Annotated in this window: 15 protein-coding genes; 9 read left to right on the forward strand and 6 right to left on the reverse strand. The window is 43.2% G+C overall.

The window, feature by feature from the left end; genetic code table 11:
* Nucleotide 1: 1 nt before the first annotated feature.
* Genes BW716_RS22050 through BW716_RS39035 form a run of 4 tightly spaced genes read right to left on the reverse strand, consistent with a single transcriptional unit; the run spans nucleotide 2 to nucleotide 2,958 of the window.
* Nucleotides 2–649 carry an SCO family protein gene (locus tag BW716_RS22050; protein WP_083726038.1) on the reverse strand — a complete coding sequence of 216 codons (648 nt, stop codon included), beginning with the start codon at nucleotides 647–649 and terminating at the stop codon, nucleotides 2–4.
* A complete protein-coding gene (locus BW716_RS22055) occupies nucleotides 633–2,303 on the reverse strand; it encodes a cbb3-type cytochrome c oxidase subunit I (protein ID WP_220388809.1) in 1,671 nt (556 codons plus the stop codon). Before BW716_RS22055 ends, BW716_RS22050 begins: the two co-directional genes overlap by 17 nt.
* 51 nt (nucleotides 2,304–2,354) lie before the next feature.
* A complete protein-coding gene (locus BW716_RS22060) occupies nucleotides 2,355–2,804 on the reverse strand; it encodes a cytochrome c oxidase subunit II (RefSeq protein ID WP_083726042.1) in 450 nt (149 codons plus the stop codon).
* A gap of 19 nt (nucleotides 2,805–2,823) precedes the next feature.
* Complete coding sequence (locus BW716_RS39035; RefSeq protein WP_143708963.1) at nucleotides 2,824–2,958, reverse strand: cytochrome c oxidase subunit 2A; 135 nt, start codon at nucleotides 2,956–2,958, stop codon at nucleotides 2,824–2,826.
* Nucleotides 2,959–3,283: 325 nt separating this feature from the next.
* Between BW716_RS39035 and BW716_RS22065 the strand changes: the two genes are divergently transcribed.
* On the forward strand, nucleotides 3,284–3,775 hold the full coding sequence (locus BW716_RS22065; protein ID WP_143708964.1) for a hypothetical protein: 492 nt from the start codon (nucleotides 3,284–3,286) through the stop codon (nucleotides 3,773–3,775).
* A 110-nt stretch (nucleotides 3,776–3,885) separates the two neighbouring features.
* Here the strand turns inward: BW716_RS22065 and BW716_RS22070 are convergent, their stop codons facing one another.
* Entirely contained in the window at nucleotides 3,886–5,061 is a 1,176-nt protein-coding gene (locus BW716_RS22070) for an exo-beta-N-acetylmuramidase NamZ domain-containing protein (RefSeq protein ID WP_083726046.1), read from the reverse strand.
* 92 nt (nucleotides 5,062–5,153) lie between these two features.
* Here BW716_RS22070 and BW716_RS22075 point away from each other — a divergent pair, with 92 nt between their 5' ends.
* From BW716_RS22075 to BW716_RS22085, 3 genes are all read left to right on the forward strand, one after another.
* Nucleotides 5,154–5,345, forward strand: a complete 192-nt coding sequence (locus BW716_RS22075) for a hypothetical protein (RefSeq protein ID WP_083726047.1) — start codon at nucleotides 5,154–5,156, stop codon at nucleotides 5,343–5,345.
* Nucleotides 5,346–5,590: 245 nt separating this feature from the next.
* A complete protein-coding gene (locus BW716_RS22080) occupies nucleotides 5,591–8,749 on the forward strand; it encodes an AsmA-like C-terminal region-containing protein (protein WP_083726049.1) in 3,159 nt (1,052 codons plus the stop codon).
* 195 nt (nucleotides 8,750–8,944) lie between these two features.
* Nucleotides 8,945–9,292, forward strand: a complete 348-nt coding sequence (locus BW716_RS22085) for a hypothetical protein (protein ID WP_083726051.1) — start codon at nucleotides 8,945–8,947, stop codon at nucleotides 9,290–9,292.
* A 235-nt stretch (nucleotides 9,293–9,527) separates the two neighbouring features.
* Here the strand turns inward: BW716_RS22085 and BW716_RS22090 are convergent, their stop codons facing one another.
* Entirely contained in the window at nucleotides 9,528–9,773 is a 246-nt protein-coding gene (locus BW716_RS22090; RefSeq protein WP_083726053.1) for a hypothetical protein, read from the reverse strand.
* 89 nt (nucleotides 9,774–9,862) lie between these two features.
* Here BW716_RS22090 and BW716_RS22095 point away from each other — a divergent pair, with 89 nt between their 5' ends.
* From BW716_RS22095 to BW716_RS22115, 5 genes are all read left to right on the forward strand, one after another.
* On the forward strand, nucleotides 9,863–10,399 hold the full coding sequence (locus tag BW716_RS22095; protein ID WP_143708965.1) for a hypothetical protein: 537 nt from the start codon (nucleotides 9,863–9,865) through the stop codon (nucleotides 10,397–10,399).
* Nucleotides 10,400–10,559: 160 nt separating this feature from the next.
* Nucleotides 10,560–10,754, forward strand: coding sequence for a hypothetical protein (locus BW716_RS22100; RefSeq protein ID WP_083726057.1), 195 nt, complete (start codon nucleotides 10,560–10,562; stop codon nucleotides 10,752–10,754).
* A gap of 40 nt (nucleotides 10,755–10,794) precedes the next feature.
* The gene (locus BW716_RS22105) at nucleotides 10,795–12,213 is read left to right on the forward strand and encodes a hypothetical protein (RefSeq protein WP_083726059.1); all 1,419 of its coding nucleotides are present in this window, start codon (nucleotides 10,795–10,797) and stop codon (nucleotides 12,211–12,213) included.
* On the forward strand, nucleotides 12,206–14,323 hold the full coding sequence (locus BW716_RS22110) for a hypothetical protein (protein WP_083726061.1): 2,118 nt from the start codon (nucleotides 12,206–12,208) through the stop codon (nucleotides 14,321–14,323). The genes BW716_RS22105 and BW716_RS22110 overlap by 8 nt, the downstream gene beginning before the upstream one ends.
* An 18-nt stretch (nucleotides 14,324–14,341) precedes the next feature.
* Complete coding sequence (locus BW716_RS22115; protein WP_083726063.1) at nucleotides 14,342–16,918, forward strand: hypothetical protein; 2,577 nt, start codon at nucleotides 14,342–14,344, stop codon at nucleotides 16,916–16,918.
* Nucleotides 16,919–16,977 lie beyond the last annotated feature (59 nt).

Raw genomic sequence — 16,977 nt, forward strand, 5'->3', positions numbered from 1 at the left:
TCTAATTATCTGCAAGCAAGCGCCTGATATCGTTAATCAATAGTTGGATGTCATTTTTTTCGGTTCCATCATAATATCCCCGTATATGCCCTAAACGGTCCATCAACACCAATTTTTCACTATGAATAAAGTCTCCGTCGCCTCCGTCCCCGTCTGTAGCCACAATAAACAATCCTTTACGGGCATATTGATATAGCATTTTCTTATCACCGGTTAATAGTCCCCACTGCTTGCTTTGTATCTCCCGTAATTGAGCATATTGTTTTAAAACAGCAGGGCTATCCTGTTCCGGATCTACAGTAAAAGATACAAGGCGAACATCATCATTACCCGCAAATACTTTCTGCACATCGTTCATCCCATTCATCATTTTTGGACAAATAGTTGTACAGGTGGTAAAAAAATAATGTGCCACCCATATTTTATCTTTTATAAAATTATTGTCAATCAAATTGCCGTCCTGATTTACAAATGAGAAATCAGGAACTGTATAATATGGACGACTGGTTTCTAACCTGTAATTTTCACCGTAATAAGGTAGGCCTGCAATACGATGGTTGTACCAGTATAATGCACCGTAAGTCATTGCCGGCAGTATAAATGCAATACCGAAAAACAGTACCCATGCTCTTTTACTTAGCTCTTTCATTTGTCACAGGTTGAGAATACTTATCATTATTGCCGCTTTCATTTACAGGACTTTCTGCATTGAATTTATTGGGAACAGGCGTGCTGTATTTGAATACGTTCATTAAAGAAGGAATGTAAGTAAGCATTACCAATATTATACTGGCAATGATCCAGGGCTTCATATTGTGTAACAGTGGAATTGGTTTTTCTTCACGTAATTCTTCTGATTCCGGTAGCGAAATAACTGGTTGCCTTGTTCTTTTGCCAAGTGCTGTGGCAAAGAAACTCACAAAATATATCAATGCTGCAACTCCCATCACGATGCCCCCGAACATAGTAACTGTTGCTGTAGGTATCCAATTTGAATTAAACAGATTGCTTTCAGGATTAGTATAAGACATTCCCATATTGGTTCTCCGGGGTTCCCCCATTAACCCTCCTGCCATTAATCCATGTGAGAGTAATGCCACACCGATCATCCAAACGTACGGAACAAGAGTAACCATGGTTAAAAATTTTACCGGCTTTCCGGATACAGTACTATACATGTAAATACTCATACCCAGTATTACCAGTAGGACAGGTCCGGCCACTGTCATATGAAAATGCCCAGGTACCCAGCCGGTATTATGCACCATTTGATTAAGAGAATAAGACGCATTGATGATTCCTGACAGTCCTCCAAAAATGAATAATATCAACCCACACAGGAAATATCCGAACAGGTAATATTCAGATCGGAACCAGGGCAATTTTGCCATCCAGTCAAACAAACCTCTGGCTCCCCGTTTTCGCCCTGCCAATTCTAAAGAAGCCCCAACAGTAAATGCAGTCATGAAACTGGGAATAGACACCGCATAAGTAAGTATGCTTACCCAAAGTTTGGTTCCCTGCCCCATTACCGGTTCACTAAACTGATGATGTACACCTACAGGAGTAGATAATATAAGGAATAACAAAAAAGCTAACCTTGCTGCATTTCCGGAGTATAGTTTTCCTCCGCTTATTTTGGGTAGAATGGTATAAAATGCTATATATGCAGGCAATAACCAAAAATAAACCAAAGGATGTCCAAACATCCAGAACAGCATGCGGGTAAGCGGCACATTAATATCTTCTGTCCAGCCGGCCGACCAGGGCATTAACAATACCAATGATTCATATGCCACCGGGATACTACTGATAACCCACATTGTAAAATTCACGAACGTACCTAAAACGGCAATGGGCATTTTCCCGTCAGGATGTTCCTTCTTCCAATCGATATACATTTTAATCCAGCCAAAAAACGCGACCCAGCTACCCACAATCAATAAAGATGTACCCAGATAAAACAAAGGTGAATTTTTAAGCGGGGCATAAAATGTATAAAGAGCCTGCGCCTTACCCATTATCATTAATATCGCATCTATTAAAGTACCAATCACCATCAATACCATCGATATGCGGTAAGACCATCCAGGAGGCTCCTTCTTCAGGTAATGACTCATTGTTACATGTCCGAAAACCACAGCAAAAAATGTGGTGAGGACAATAGCATTAATAACACCATGCATAGTAAGTCCCTGATAATAATTAATACCTGCAACCGCTGCTTTATGAATAACGCCTGCTCTGTAAAGTGTTTGCATTACACCATTATAAGCACCCAATATAAAGAGTGTCATAGGCATAAAAAGACCGGTAAGAATTGTTCTTCTATATGATGCTGATATATTCATTCTTTATCTCTTTAAATAAGTAACTAATACCTGGGCCATCATATTATGATGCCCCGCACCACAATATTCATGACATACAATTCTATATGTTCCATAGTCTGTAAATTTTACTGTCACCTTATTAACAGCACCCGGTACAGCCATCAGGTTGACTCCCTTTCGTTCAATATTGAATCCATGTACCACATCAGCAGAGCTCAGATAAAAATCAACTGTACTACCCACTGGTATCGTTATTTCCGCGGGATCAAAGGCCCACATCTTTGCAATAACATATACTTCATAATGTGTATTATCAACCTGCTTAACCAATGACTGCTGAAAAGATGCCTGATAGGGAATACAGGTAGGTACATCTATTTTCCTGGCAAATACATTATAAAGGAGAGCAAAAAAAAATACCGCCATTACCGAACTACTCAGTAAAACGACTTTTATTTCATACTTATTCATAATAATAGTTATTATTAACTCAATGTCTCTCCAACTGAAGATTATACACGCTGAACCATACCAAAACAGTAAGAAGCAGCAATAGAATTATGAAGACGATAGTACCTTTGGGTTTGAAGTCTTTTTCGATATCAGAATGCGCATTTGTATTCATATTCCTGTATATGTGTTATTTCAGGAACAAAATTAGACACCTTAAAACGCAGGCAGTTATCCTATTTACCTCAATGATGTAACTTTTTACTTATTATTAAAAAAATATGGAATTAGGGAAGGCGAGATGGACTATATAAGATCTTTGTTAGCATGTTTCATATTCTTAACTTTTTCAGGACTTATCCCTTCTTACTTCTTAAAGAAAACGAGAGAAGTACGAATTATTCTTAAAATTGAGCTCCAGGCTATTTCACTTATAGACTGTGTGGAATTCACCAAAAGCCTCCCGCTTCTAACAGTATTAAATAAAACACACTGCAAAAGTGTCTTGTTTTGGAAGCATTTTTATTGACAGAATAAGTTGTACAATCACAAAAAATTCTCCTGTAGACTGCGTCGCAGGGACTACATCTGCATTGGCAGTAGCACCGTCTGTGCATTTTTTGCATCACGGAGGTACTCGCCAGCAATTGGAGGCGTTTTCAATTGTGCAGTCAGGCGAAGGATGGGAACAAAATGGTATTGAAAATGATCCCGGAAATGCAATGAGGATAGTGACACAAGCCCTCTCTGCATTGAAGAATGCAAAAACGATGGCAGATGTATTTTTGAATGTGGTAAACCAAATAGAGAATTCGGATACAGATACAGTGTGTGCAATAGCCACAATTATTGCCTCCCATTGTACTGTTCTCGACGATTATGTGCCGGAAACATTGAAGAATGGATTGGAGAATGGAACATATGGAGCCGATTATCTTCGTAAGATTGATATGCAGGTAGAAGCAATTTTTCCGCGGAAAATGCTCTATTAATTCCTCCATTCTTTTACCATTTACCTCATTAGTAATTGGAATATAAGGAAAATAGGGAGACGACATATCCTACCTAAAACAAATATAACTCTCTCACATCTTCCATCGTTTTAGTCCTCATATAATAATATAGGCTCTACTCTTTCTCTCCAATTCCCATTGCTAACATAACTATCCAACTCCTCCTTAAAACCCTCAAAAGGCAATTTGAAAAAATCTTCTGCATCCAGTTGACCCAATAATAATGTCAAATGATTTTCCCCCTTTCCATTTACAAGGGTTTTGTATGGTGCCCATTCAAACCTCCCCTTATAAGTATCCATGATCAGCTTAATCAATAGTAACCCCGTTTTTACTGCGTGAAACTGGTATCTGTCTGTCACATGCAACATTATACCTTTGCAACTATTACCTGCATATCTACCCACTTCCGGCACGAAATCAACTTCACGGGCCACAACAGCTGTTTTAATATTATCATTAAATATGTTCGCCAGCTCTCCTGCATTTATCCATGGAGCACCTGCTACCCTAAAAGGCACAGCGGTACCTCTACCCTCACTGATATTTGTCGCTTCCAGGAAGCAAAGACAGGGATAAAGCAAGGCCGTCTCAAAAGTATTAATAGCAGGAGAAGCAGGTACAAATGATTCGCTCCAATCAGGATGAAACATATGACGCCTCCACCCAGTACATGTGACAACCTGAAGGTCACACCCAATTTTTCTTTCTATGTTAAAATAATACGACAGCTCTCCTATTGTACAGCTATGACGAACAGGGATCGCCCACCTGCCAATAAAACTGGCGGCATTCACTTCATCAAGCATCGGACCTTCGGCTAGCAGGAGATTTCCAGAAATTGGATTAGGCCTGTCTAATACAATCAATTTTTTCCCATAGCGCGCTCCGGCCTCCAGCACATAAGTCAAAGTCCATAAATAAGTATAAAAACGACTACCAATATCAGGCAGGTCAATCAGGATTATATCCAGATCTTCAAAGTCCTTCTGATCCGGGGCCAACTTTTCACCATATAAGCTCACTACCGGCAAACCTGTCAGATTATCCATTGTATTTCCCATAAAGTGACCATCCGGACCGGTAGTATCCAATCCGTGCTCAGGAGAAAATAACCTGACAACATTAAATCCATTTCTTATTAAGGCTTTCCTGGAAGCTTCAAAATTTGAGGTAACAGCCGCATTGTTCGTTACGAAACCTATCCGCCTGGCTTTCCAGTCCCATGCAGTAAGTAGTAGTCTGTCTATACCCAATTGTACCATGATATTGTTAATCTAAAACTAAATATGTAACAATAGTTACAGTCATTCTCGTTTTCCTATCGGATTTTTACAACCAAATCGGGAAAAAACTTATGAACAAAATAGTTAAAAACTGGAGCTTCTTCAGGATAATAAGACTGATTGCCGGCATAATTTTAATCGGTGTGGCTATACAGATGCAACTCCTGATCATTGCCATATTTGGTGCCATGTTCATCATTCAGGCACTGGTCAATACTACCTGCTGTGATAGCTGTAATAATGGATCATGCAATACCAGGTAAGTACTGTACACTGAAAAAGAACGGCGACTTACCTAAGGCGCCTTCTTTTTGTTTCCCCCAATTTATTTACACAACACATTCTCTCTGTCGATCAAATGAATAATTAATTCCACCAATACATCAATACTCAACCAAACACATTTAAAATAATCATTATAACTTCCTCACTTTTAACCCATTCTAATCGAGCTCATGAAAAACCACTTACCTTTACCCCGGGTTTAAAAAAATACCCGGGGGCTTTTATGAGCTACGTCCAAATCAAAAGAACAGCACTACGAACACTGAAGATTGCCGGCATTTCTATTGTATCACTTTTATTACTGCTATTCCTCCTCCCCGTCCTCTTTCCATCGACTGTCTCCAACAAGATCAAGACATGGACCAATAACAGTATTACTGGGGATCTCAACTTCTCAAAGGCAAGACTTTCCTTTTTCAATCACTTCCCTTCCCTCACATTAACCCTCTATGATTTCAATCTGAAAGGCGCCGCGCCTTTCCAAAAAGATACACTGATCGCCGCTGATGAAGTAGCCCTGGGTGTAAACCTCGCCAGCATTTTCTCAAACGCCATCAGCATCGATGAAATTTACCTCACAAAAGGAAATATTCACGTGCTGGTAGATGCTGCCGGCCATCCAAACTATAACGTCTACCAATCAGCACCATCTACTAACAGCACTAAAACAGATAGCGGTAGCGCCTCTCTGAAAATAGCACGCATTCAGCTGGAACAGTGCAATATCATTTACAACGACCAGTCACTCCCGCTTTATGTAAAGGCCCAGAATGTTGATTACCTGGGTAAAGGAGATCTCAGCAAAGCCCAGTTTGATCTGTATTCCCGCCTTCGTGCCTCCTCTTTCGATCTGAGCTATGGCAATACACCTTATATCCAGAATAAAAAGCTGGATGGAGAGCTGATTACAAAAATCAATACCAATTCACTGGATCTGATCTTTGAAAAGAATGACCTGAAAATCAATGAACTCCCTGTACAATTAAATGGGAAATTCGGATTTTTAAAGAATGGATATGCCATGGATTTCAAACTCAATTCAAAAGAATCCAGCCTGAGCGCCATTTTCAGTGCCCTGCCACATGAATACACCACCTGGCTGGAACATACACATGTAGCGGGAACCGCGGATGTAAATGCCACCCTGACTGGTCAATACATTGCAGCAACCAACACCATGCCTGATCTCACATTTAATATGCAGATCAGAAATGGTACCATCTCCAATGCAAAAGCACCCGCCCCTGTAAAAAACCTGTTCCTCAACTTCCAGTCACAATTACGACAGCTGAATACCGATAGCCTGATTGTGAATATCGACTCTATTTTCTTCAATATTGACAAGGATTACTTTAGCGCGATCATGAAACTGAAAGGTATCAAAACGCCGGAAGTTCATGTTAAACTGAATACAGATATAGACCTGGAAAAATGGAGTAAAGCCGTAGGACTGGACTCATTTGCCATGAAAGGCAGACTACAGGCCCACCTGCTGGCTGATGGAAAATATGCAAAGTCCGTTGTATACAGAGGACTGCGGAAACAAGCCGATACCGTCATCAGCAGCATCCCGGCATTTAGCTTCCAGTCTTCCTTCCATAATGGGTATTTCAAATTCGCTTCTTTACCAAAGGCTGTTGACAATATCAATTTTGACATCCAGGCTTCCTGCCCCGACAGCAACTATGCACATGCTATGCTTGCCGTTAAAAACATCAATGCAAATGTGCTGAGTAACTATATCAAAGGCTATTTCCAGGTCAGCAATGCCAGCAGTCCACTCGTGGATGCCAGCCTGGAAGGAATACTTCATCTGGACGACGTGAAGCAGTTCTACCCATTGGATAGCTTATCTATGGCCGGAGACCTGCATATAAACATTGTCACAAAAGGCAGTTACGTACCGGTAAAAAGATTGTTCCCTGTCACCACCGCCACTCTCACTATGAACAATGGCGTTGTGCATACAAAGTACTACCCCAATCCTTTGGAAAAAATAAATATTGATGCCACTATTACCAACACTACAGGTACTTTCAAATCACTAAATGTAAATGTCAAACCGATATCATTTGAATTTGAGGGACAACCATTTGTGTTGAAAGCGGATCTGAACAACTTTGATAACCTGCGTTATAATATCACCTCCAATGGGAATATTGACCTTGGTAAGATATACAAAGTGTTTGCAAAGCAAGGATATGATGTGACAGGTCTGATCAAAACCAACCTGTCATTACGCGGTACACAAAGCGATGCTATGGCAGGACGCTACAACAGGTTATACAACAAAGGAAGCCTGGTTGTAAAAGATATCACCCTTACCTCTGAACTATTCCCACTCCCATTTTATATTGCTAACGGCGTGTTCCGTTTTGACCAGGATAAGATGTGGTTCGATCAGTTCAATGCCCGTTATGGTAAATCCACCATCCGCCTGGATGGCTATTTGACCAATGTGATCGGGTATGCTACGCAAAAAGATCAGGTTTTGCATGGGCAGTTTAATTTTAAAAGCGATTATATATTAGTGGATGAACTGATGGTATATGGAGGTCATTCAACAGCCACCAACCCTACAGCTAACACTACTACAACCTCCAGCACTTCTTCCGCTTCCGGCGTGGTCATGGTGCCCGCCAACCTGTCGCTTACCCTGAATGCCAATGCTGCAAGGATATATTTTAACGGTATTAATATCAACGATTTCCATGGCCAGCTGGTAATTGACAGCAACTACCTCCAGCTGAACAAAACCGGCTTTACTATAATCGGAGCGCCAGTGGAGATGGATGCAAAGTATACCAGTATCAATACCCGGAAAGCCACTTTCGATTACCATATCTCCGCTGCTGAATTTGATATAAAGCGCGCCTACAATGAAATCAAATTATTCCATGATATGGCCACCTCCGCAGGTAGCGCCAGTGGTATCGTAGGACTTGAATACCACCTAAGCGGAAGACTGGATGACAATATGCAGCCAGTCTATCCTTCTCTGAAAGGAGAAGGCGTGCTGTCTGTGAAGCAAGTAAAAATGAAGGGATTCCGGTTATTCAATGCAGTAAGTAGCGCCACCGGCAAGGATGACGTACGAGACCCGGATTTGTCAAAAATCAATATCAAATCCAAAATCAATAATAATATCATTACGATTGAGAAGACCAAAATGCGTGTGGCTGGTTTCCGCCCCAGATTTGAAGGTCAAGTGAGTTTTGATGGGAAATTAAACCTGAAAGGCAGACTGGGATTGCCGCCATTAGGGATATTGGGCATCCCGTTCAATGTAACGGGAACACAAAGTAACCCGAAGGTGAAGCTGAAGAGAGGGAGCGATAAGGATAAACTGGAAGAAACAGAAGATGATGAAGACCAGGAATAATAAAAGGGAACATCTGACGATGTTCCCTTTTATTATTCTCAGGTAACCCTCTGCTAATCGCTGTAGGCTGAATTTTTATGAGTTCCGAATTAATCACCTCATAAACAACTTCCCCGAAAAAAACTTCTCCTGCAACAACATCAACTCCTGCCTCAACAAGCGGATTAATTAAGATTTTCTCATATTTTTGTCGCTATGAAACGCGTACCATACATCCTGCTATATATCCTCCTTGTCATGTTATGGAGCATCTTGTTCTATAATTTCTTCGCTCCTGAAAAAGGTAGCTTCGTCATGCTGGGCTTACTGGCAGCCGCCGGCTTTTTCAGCCTGATCTGGGGGGTGCTGGTATCTCTTACCCAAAAGTGGATTGGATGGAAAGGATATGGTATGATGATCTTACCCGTGGTTATCCTGATTGTATTCATCTTAGGCGTAGATCCGTCTACTTTCAAATATGCATTGGGGATCACTGCTATCAGCGAACTCGTCTCTTTTGTGAAGATCATTTTTCACAGACGGAAGCTTCTGCGATCTCTTTAATGCTGAAAAAAGTTCCCCTCCAGTAAAATTCAAGGTGCTGCTGAATCACCGGCAAATCCCGCACACCTGAAGGCAATGGCTCTACTCCCAAATCCCCCACTCCTTCGCCGTATACCCTCCCTTATAAAAACACCTGCCTATCTACAATACCCCACAGGTGATCATCACATTCTCTAATAAGAAAATGAGCCACACAAATCCAATTGGCAGGTGCAACAAATATTGTAGTAAGGTATTAATCATCTTCATTTAACCAATCATCATACCCACAGCTGATGAGTTGCTCTTTCACATCAAGATAATGACTTTCGTCTGCATTATAATATCGGGCTATATCATTCTTGATCATAGCTATCTCTTTATCTACCATCAAAGACAATACCTGCGCCAGACATCCGTCAGACATGTCATAATACAAAAACCGTATCACGCCTTCGTATGTATGTTGCTCCAAAGGATGTTTAAAAGCACATGTCAACATACTGTATGTAGATTGTAGATGCAGTGGAATCATAACAAATTAAGTTGCGGGGTAAAAGTTATTCAAATATAAAATTTTAAATTTACCTCATGAAAAGAACCCTACTATACATTTGCCTGCTCTTGTGTGCCCACACTGCCATCGCGTCCACCGACACCACTACTACCTGGATTGACCAGGTCCGTACCCTTAGAGACGCTATCTATCAGAGAGATAAAGAAACAACTAAAACCTTCTTTAACTTTCCTTACAACAATGCTGAATTCTGGTATATTGTCGGTGTACCTAACCTCGCAGAAAAAGAAGCCCCTGTCACTGAGAAATCGTTCGACCTATACTTCGACAAAATCTTCGATAAACAATTTATTACCGCCTTCCTGAAAATAAAAACAAAAGATCTATACGAAAAAGGCACGTCCAAAACAGCCGAATTTACAGATGATCAGGAAGAATACTATAGCATGGAAGCTACCTACGATAAGAATGAACAAACTGTAACACTGCAACTCAGTGGCTATAACAAAAAATCTGATCCTGAATACGATGGTGGCGAATACGCAATCTTCTACGTATTCAAAATCAAGGCCGGCAAGTTGAGATTTGATAAAATCCTAATGGCTGGATAAAGCCCGCAGACTACAGGGTCTGCTTTTTAAAAAAATGTGAAAGTTCCCCCTCGCCCCACTGCCAAGGTTGTTATTAAAATCAAACTTCCTTACTTTTGGCCCTGTTTATGTTCGTATGCAATTTTACCGTTACCTCATTATTCATTTAAACGGATCATCCATGCCATCACCCATATTCATATCCTTACTTGAAAGCAGCCGTATGGAACAGCAACAAATCAGTATCTATATCACCCACGCCACACTACAAGGTATTGTGAGCAACCTGTATCCGGAAGCCGTAGAGCTAAGAACCCATGATGGTAAAAGATGCGTTGTCGCTTTGGACAAGATCGAGGCGATCATCACATTGTAAGCCCCCCTTTTATACCAGCATATCTTTAATTGAAAATAGTATGGACAAAACCCAACAATCCCTGCCGGGACTGATCAGACAGGTACTGGGTAGCCTTTACGCAGAAACAGTGATCAAAGCACAGATTCTACAGCTGGCCAAAAGCCACCTGCACGAACCAGAAGTCATCACCGCCCTGCTACAGGTATTACCTGATGTCAAAGACAAAAGATTGCGGGATGAAGTTATGTTCTTCCTTTCTTCGTTGAACACCTCCCGCTTCCCGGAGCCACGTGTCCTCTTTGATGCCCTCCTTCAGTTCTTCAGACAGGAAAAGGAAAGAGATACCCGCGTTGCCATCTTATTCAGACTACAGGACAGTATTCACCAGGACCAGCAACTGGTAGACTTCTTCATCGAACTCTCTGCCACCCCTCATCTCAGTGAACCCGAAATGGTCGCCATCCAGGATACCCTGGCCAACCTCCCACTCATCACTGAAGATATGGCCGTTGCCGCCCTGGAAAAACATCGTAACTCTCCTACCCTGCTGCAATCTCAAGCACTCACGCTGGCTGAGAAATGCACCCGCTGGGGCGATAAACTCTTTGCTGCTGCACAACCTTACTTCGATATCAAAAACGATCCGGACATCCGCATACGCGTCATGCGCCGCCTCGCTGATAATAAACAAATGAGCGATGCACAGCTCATTACTTTAGCAACAGCACTGTCTCAAACGGGTACTAATGGCATCCGCTACGACCTGCTGGAACTCATCAAACCTTCCATGCGCATTCCGGAAATCAGACTGGCCGTGGCCAACGCCTTCGCTGCCAATCCTTCTGTATACGACGATGGAGAATTTGCTGCCGTCACCGATATGCTGGCCCCTTACATGGGCAGAGATGTGCACATCAGCAATATTATGCTGGAAAGCATCAAAGACCTCCCGGTAGCCGAACATAGAAGAAAGGTACTTTCGCTCGTTACCAACCGCCTGAAAACTGAACAGATCCTCGATCCGCTTTTACTCCTCTTCTCCCGCGAAAGAGACGATAGCATACGCGAAGTATTGTTCAACCAGGTGAAAGCCCTCTCTGTAGCACGTCATCCACAACTGGTCGATGTATTTGCCACAGAACTCACAGAACCTGGTTCTCCATTCAGGCTGACCTGTGCCGGCCTGCTGGCCAATGTTGCCGGGATCTATCCACAGGTGATCCCTGCACTCGAAGATGTTCTGCGCTACGATACTGACAGAGAACTCCTGCGCCTGTGCCTCGATGGCTACCTGCGCCCCGGCATTACCCATCAATTCGATGTACTGCTGGCAGTAGTACGCAATGAACTAATTGATACACTCTCCAGGCAAAAAGCCCTGGACGCTATTGTTAAACTGGATCTGGACGCTCCTCAGCAACAATCACTCGCTGACGCCCTTTCCGGTATTAAACCCAACGTATTAAAATATGAGTAAGATCACTGATGAGATCAGGGAAAGACGGACGGCACATACCTCCCAAACCTTAATGATGCTGGATATGGTGCCCCTCTCTGATACTGATACAAAATATTCACTATTGTCCGGCGCCACCCGGTATCTCCATGACCCCGCCATTGCTGAGAAATGGTTGTCGCTCATTGCCACCGAAACGGATACCACCCTGAAAGCAGACATGATCCGTCAACTGGCAGCTACCGGCCTTCGCCAACTAAATAATACCACAGCGCTGATCGATATTATGATCGCCTCACTGGCACAGGATGAGTCACGCGACCTGATACTGCCTATATTAGGTCGATTGTCCATCACGGATCAAACAGCCAGACAACACCTGATTGAATTTTACAAACAACAGGAGAATGCAGACACCTGCCGCATCATTCTCTCCTGGTTATTAATACCTGTAGACGCCAGTCCCGAAGACATCACGTTCTATAAAGAGATCATGCATCAGGCAGCGGAAACAGATAAACTGGTGATTGTAAACAGGCTCCTGTTGCAGGATACTCTGGACATCGCCACAATCGCATCGCTATTAACACCTGATGAACCCATTGCCATCAGGGAAATGGTACTTCGCTTCTGCTTTGACCGCTCCTTCGTACCTGTAGCAGCATTATTAGCACTACTAAAAACAGATACCAATCCCTTTATCCGTATCTGGTGTATACAATTACTGGCCGTTCATGGTATAGACAGTACTGAACTGACAGATGCTATCCTGCATGCCTATACACAAGATCCTGATCAAAGTGTAAAGCAGGCTGCCTTAAGGGTATTTGAATACAGCCTGCAACTCACACCTGCTATCATTGAATACCTGTGTGCTCAACTTGCTACCGCTCAAAACCTACAACTGTTATATCTCTTAGCTCCTTACACAGCTAAAAATGAAACGCTCGTTAATGCACTGCTGGCGCTGTCTGCACAAAACATCCGGGCTGATCTGGCAGTGGCCATTTACAATATTCTTGGTAAACTGATCGCACAATGCCCCGCACTCTTCGAACGCTTTGTACAGGCTTATGAACAGGAACAAAAAGAAGAATGCCGCACTGCTATTCTGCAGGCCATCACCAGCTTTACGCCTAACGATGATAGCCTGAACAACTTTTACAGCAAAGCATTGCAGGCTCCATCTCCTGCTATCAAAGAGGCAGGGATCAAAGGCATCCTGCTTATTCCACTAACCAAAGCGAATATCGAAGTCGTAGAAGCTGCCGCTCCTGTTTTGTTATACACGCAACTGAACCGGGAGCTGCGTCGCCTGCTGGCGAAGAAGATCAGTATGATCCCGCAACTCAGCCCTGCTACCGTGAAGGTTTTCGGCCAACTGGCAGATCATGAGCAGGATCAAACAATGAAGGATATCTGCACACAGGTACTGGAAAATGCCATTTCACAGGCAGGCAGCGCCAACATCAACTGGGAGCAATGGTTGCACAAAGCAGATGTGGAGCATAACTTCTCCGGCATCTTCCCACACATCTGGATGTATTATGATGAAAACCCGGAAATGGCCAACCGTATACTTTGGGCAGCCCTTACACCAGGTAACAGCAGTAGCCTGTACCAGGAAGGCGTATCTGATATTGAAATACTCCGCTTCCTCGCCATACACAAAGACATGGATGATAACCTGAGCAGGTATGCACTCACTCAGGTATTGACCATTGACCTCGGTAATGAATCAAAGTTCAATCACTACCTCCTGGCACTGAAAACGTATCCTGCATTCGCTGAACTGCGAGAAGGACTGTGGCAATTATTGGAAAAGAGAGGCAGATACGTTAACCAGATTTTACTGCACGAAGTATTACAACCCACTGAAACCGAATTCAGGCAGCAGCTCGAAAAACAACAAACCCCTGCCGGCATGCTGCCATACATCAATTATCTACAGGCAAACTGTAGCTGGACACCCGTTCCGGAACTGCTGCAAGCCATCATGGCTAAACCATTTGTTCCACAGGACAATGACGTGATGCGTGCTATGAAAGATGCCTGCCGCAATGCATGTATGGATATAGAAGTTTTACAACGCAATACGACAAATGATGACGGACCTGGATTTGCTGATTAACCTAAACTAATTTTGAAGATGTCAGAAGCACTTGCTTTATTCGATATATTAATCTCCACAGAAAGATCAGAACACGAAAGACTGGAAGCACTCGATAGCCTGCAACCTTTTCTTGAAACTGACGAAGCGGTTGAAAAACTGGCAGCAGCAGCCAGAGAGGAACATACCCTTTCTGTGCGTACCCGTATGCTGGAATTGTTATGCGCCATCCCCATTACCCGCCTGAGTCAGCGGGAGGCACTGATCGATACCCTGAGCTGGTTTGCCTGCCTGGAGCCGGAAAGGACATTGCGCCTGCTGGCAATTGAGACCATCAGCCAGCTCGCTGCTCACCTGGATAGTGTACAGGAAATACTCGCCGATACAATGGTCAATGACCTCGATCCAATCATTCTGCAAGTGTGCATAGATGGTCTCTTACGCACTGTCAATAAATCTGCGGATACAATTTCTAAAGTGAGTGAATTTATTGCATTGGCTCCCGACAGCGTAAAACCTGCTTTGCTGGAATTAATAAAACAGTTCCCGACAGATGCAGCAGCTACTTTAGCTTTGCAGTTCCTCTCTCCATTAGAGCATAGAAATACAAGACTGGCAGCCATCGGGTTCTTAGCCGTATTACCAGCGCCTTCTGCTACAGTGATTGAACATCTTGCAGCGCGATTCATGTCAGAAACTGATCTGTATGTAAGAGCAGCCATCATTCAACTTTTATCAAACCTGCGTGAAATAGACACCACTTTATTCAGTGGTATCTTCTCCGCTTTACAAAAAGCACCTGATCAACCGGAACTGCTGGCATTGATCAGCGACAGACTGGTAGCACATCCTGAGTTGCAAACCGAATTAACACAACTGTTTGCACAAACACCTTCTGCTAGTTTGAAAATACGCCTGCTGTCTTTATTAGAACATGCAGAAATACCAGATCTGCTGATCACGACGCTAAACGATAAGAACCCTTATGTAAGAGAAGCTGCCATTCCATATCTGGAAAAGCAATTCGTACAGCACCAGGCCAAACTGGAACCCACACTGGCAGCCGCCATCAAACTGGAACCCCTGCTTGCGCTACGTAGTGCGTTAATAAATATTCTCTTAAATACCGGCCGTAAATCTGAAGCTACTTTACAGGTAGTCACCGACCTCGCGGTCGCTGAAACAGACCACTATCTGAAAACACAGTTGATCAATGCCGTGCTGGCAGTACCCGTTACTCCCGCTAATAAAGAGGCATTATTACAACTGTTCAGAGAAGTGCTGGAATCCAGCTGGTATCCTGACCAAACAAGAAACGCAGTCATAGAGCGGCTCAAAACCTTTTCCTACAGCGACTCTCCTGATCTGAAACGTAGTCTGGGGTTACTACTGGAACAATCCAAAGATATCCGCGAACTGGCAGCTACCTACGCATTGCTCAAAACACTGGAAGTAGATTTCAGTCAGTTAGCACCCGCGATTACCACTTCATTGTACAGACATATTGCCTACTATGCACAGTCCCCGCTGGATGAATGGGTACAGCTACTCGGCAAACTGGCTGCTACCGATGCCAGCGTCAGAGCTCAACTCCCTCATATCGTATCGCTCACAAAAGCAAACTGGCTACTGAGTGATACTGACAAGAGTGACCAAACCGGTGCTTTCCTCCCTGCTTTCAGGCAAACCATGATGAAGAAAAATGGGATGCAATCCTTCATGGAAGCAGAAAGAATGTTACAGGATGCCTGGCAGAACAGGACTATCAGGAAAGCAGAAGTGATCGAACTCTATAAGTTGCTTTTGAGTATGCCTAAACCCGGTGGTATTCTCCACCAGTTATTACAGATCATGCAGACAGGCAAACTGGTTACATCAGAACTGGTGCAGATCAGCCTTGACTACCTGCAAAATGCTTCTGATAAAGATGCACAATACATGGTACGGAAATATCTGGAAGGAACCGGTTTCATAGACCCTGAATACCGGGAACAACTGAACCGCTTATTCACCCCTGAGAATTATGCACAGCATATCAAATTCAGTATGCCTACGCTCCATTCAAAGAGGCGATATGCTACCTTAAATGACTGGGAATACCAGGGATGGGCTGCCTTGTATAGCCAATGGCCGATAGCAGAATTGCTCTTTGCACTTGAACCGGGAGATCTGATCACAAAGGTATTTAGCAACATCCCTGGCTCCAACAGTCCAGAGGCCACTTTACCCTATGTAGTATTGGAACACCTGTTCAGACAAGCAGGTGGTAAATGGGCAAAGTCTATTTACAGCGACCCGCAAAAACTACAATCGTTTTTAACCCTCCTGTATAATAATATACAGCAATTGCCGGAAGGGAATGCACTCAGAGATAGAATGGTGTATGTGTTCTGGAAAAAATGGAATGACTATGCAAAACAAGGCACGCCTACGCAGGAGCTCACAGTAGCCGCTGCAAACGTATACATCGAGGTGTGTAAAGTGGTAAAACGGCTGGAACCCACATTTGCAGGAAAGCAATTCCCACTTGTATTGAGTAACATGGATAAAGAAACCGTAAAACGACAATGGCCCTGGTCCCCCGAATTGTGGGAACTATTGGCACCTAAAATATAAAAATAAAAAACGCTTTTGCCGCAAACCGGCAAAAGCGTTTTTTATGCAAATGAACATGC

It is taken from the genome of [Flexibacter] sp. ATCC 35208 (genome assembly GCF_001975825.1).
Taxonomy (GTDB): domain Bacteria; phylum Bacteroidota; class Bacteroidia; order Chitinophagales; family Chitinophagaceae; genus Chitinophaga.

Coding starts and splice junctions, on each gene's coding strand:
- BW716_RS22100 (WP_083726057.1), top strand. CDS start 10,560: ATGCCATCACCCATATTCATATCCTTACTTGAAAGCAGCCGTATGGAA.
- BW716_RS22060 (WP_083726042.1), bottom strand. CDS start 2,804: ATGAATAAGTATGAAATAAAAGTCGTTTTACTGAGTAGTTCGGTAATG.
- BW716_RS22085 (WP_083726051.1), top strand. CDS start 8,945: ATGAAACGCGTACCATACATCCTGCTATATATCCTCCTTGTCATGTTA.
- BW716_RS22055 (WP_220388809.1), bottom strand. CDS start 2,303: ATGCCTATGACACTCTTTATATTGGGTGCTTATAATGGTGTAATGCAA.
- BW716_RS39035 (WP_143708963.1), bottom strand. CDS start 2,958: ATGAATACAAATGCGCATTCTGATATCGAAAAAGACTTCAAACCCAAA.
- BW716_RS22105 (WP_083726059.1), top strand. CDS start 10,795: ATGGACAAAACCCAACAATCCCTGCCGGGACTGATCAGACAGGTACTG.
- BW716_RS22075 (WP_083726047.1), top strand. CDS start 5,154: ATGAACAAAATAGTTAAAAACTGGAGCTTCTTCAGGATAATAAGACTG.
- BW716_RS22090 (WP_083726053.1), bottom strand. CDS start 9,773: ATGTTGACATGTGCTTTTAAACATCCTTTGGAGCAACATACATACGAA.
- BW716_RS22070 (WP_083726046.1), bottom strand. CDS start 5,061: ATGGTACAATTGGGTATAGACAGACTACTACTTACTGCATGGGACTGG.
- BW716_RS22095 (WP_143708965.1), top strand. CDS start 9,863: ATGAAAAGAACCCTACTATACATTTGCCTGCTCTTGTGTGCCCACACT.
- BW716_RS22110 (WP_083726061.1), top strand. CDS start 12,206: ATGAGTAAGATCACTGATGAGATCAGGGAAAGACGGACGGCACATACC.
- BW716_RS22080 (WP_083726049.1), top strand. CDS start 5,591: ATGAGCTACGTCCAAATCAAAAGAACAGCACTACGAACACTGAAGATT.
- BW716_RS22115 (WP_083726063.1), top strand. CDS start 14,342: ATGTCAGAAGCACTTGCTTTATTCGATATATTAATCTCCACAGAAAGA.
- BW716_RS22050 (WP_083726038.1), bottom strand. CDS start 649: ATGAAAGAGCTAAGTAAAAGAGCATGGGTACTGTTTTTCGGTATTGCA.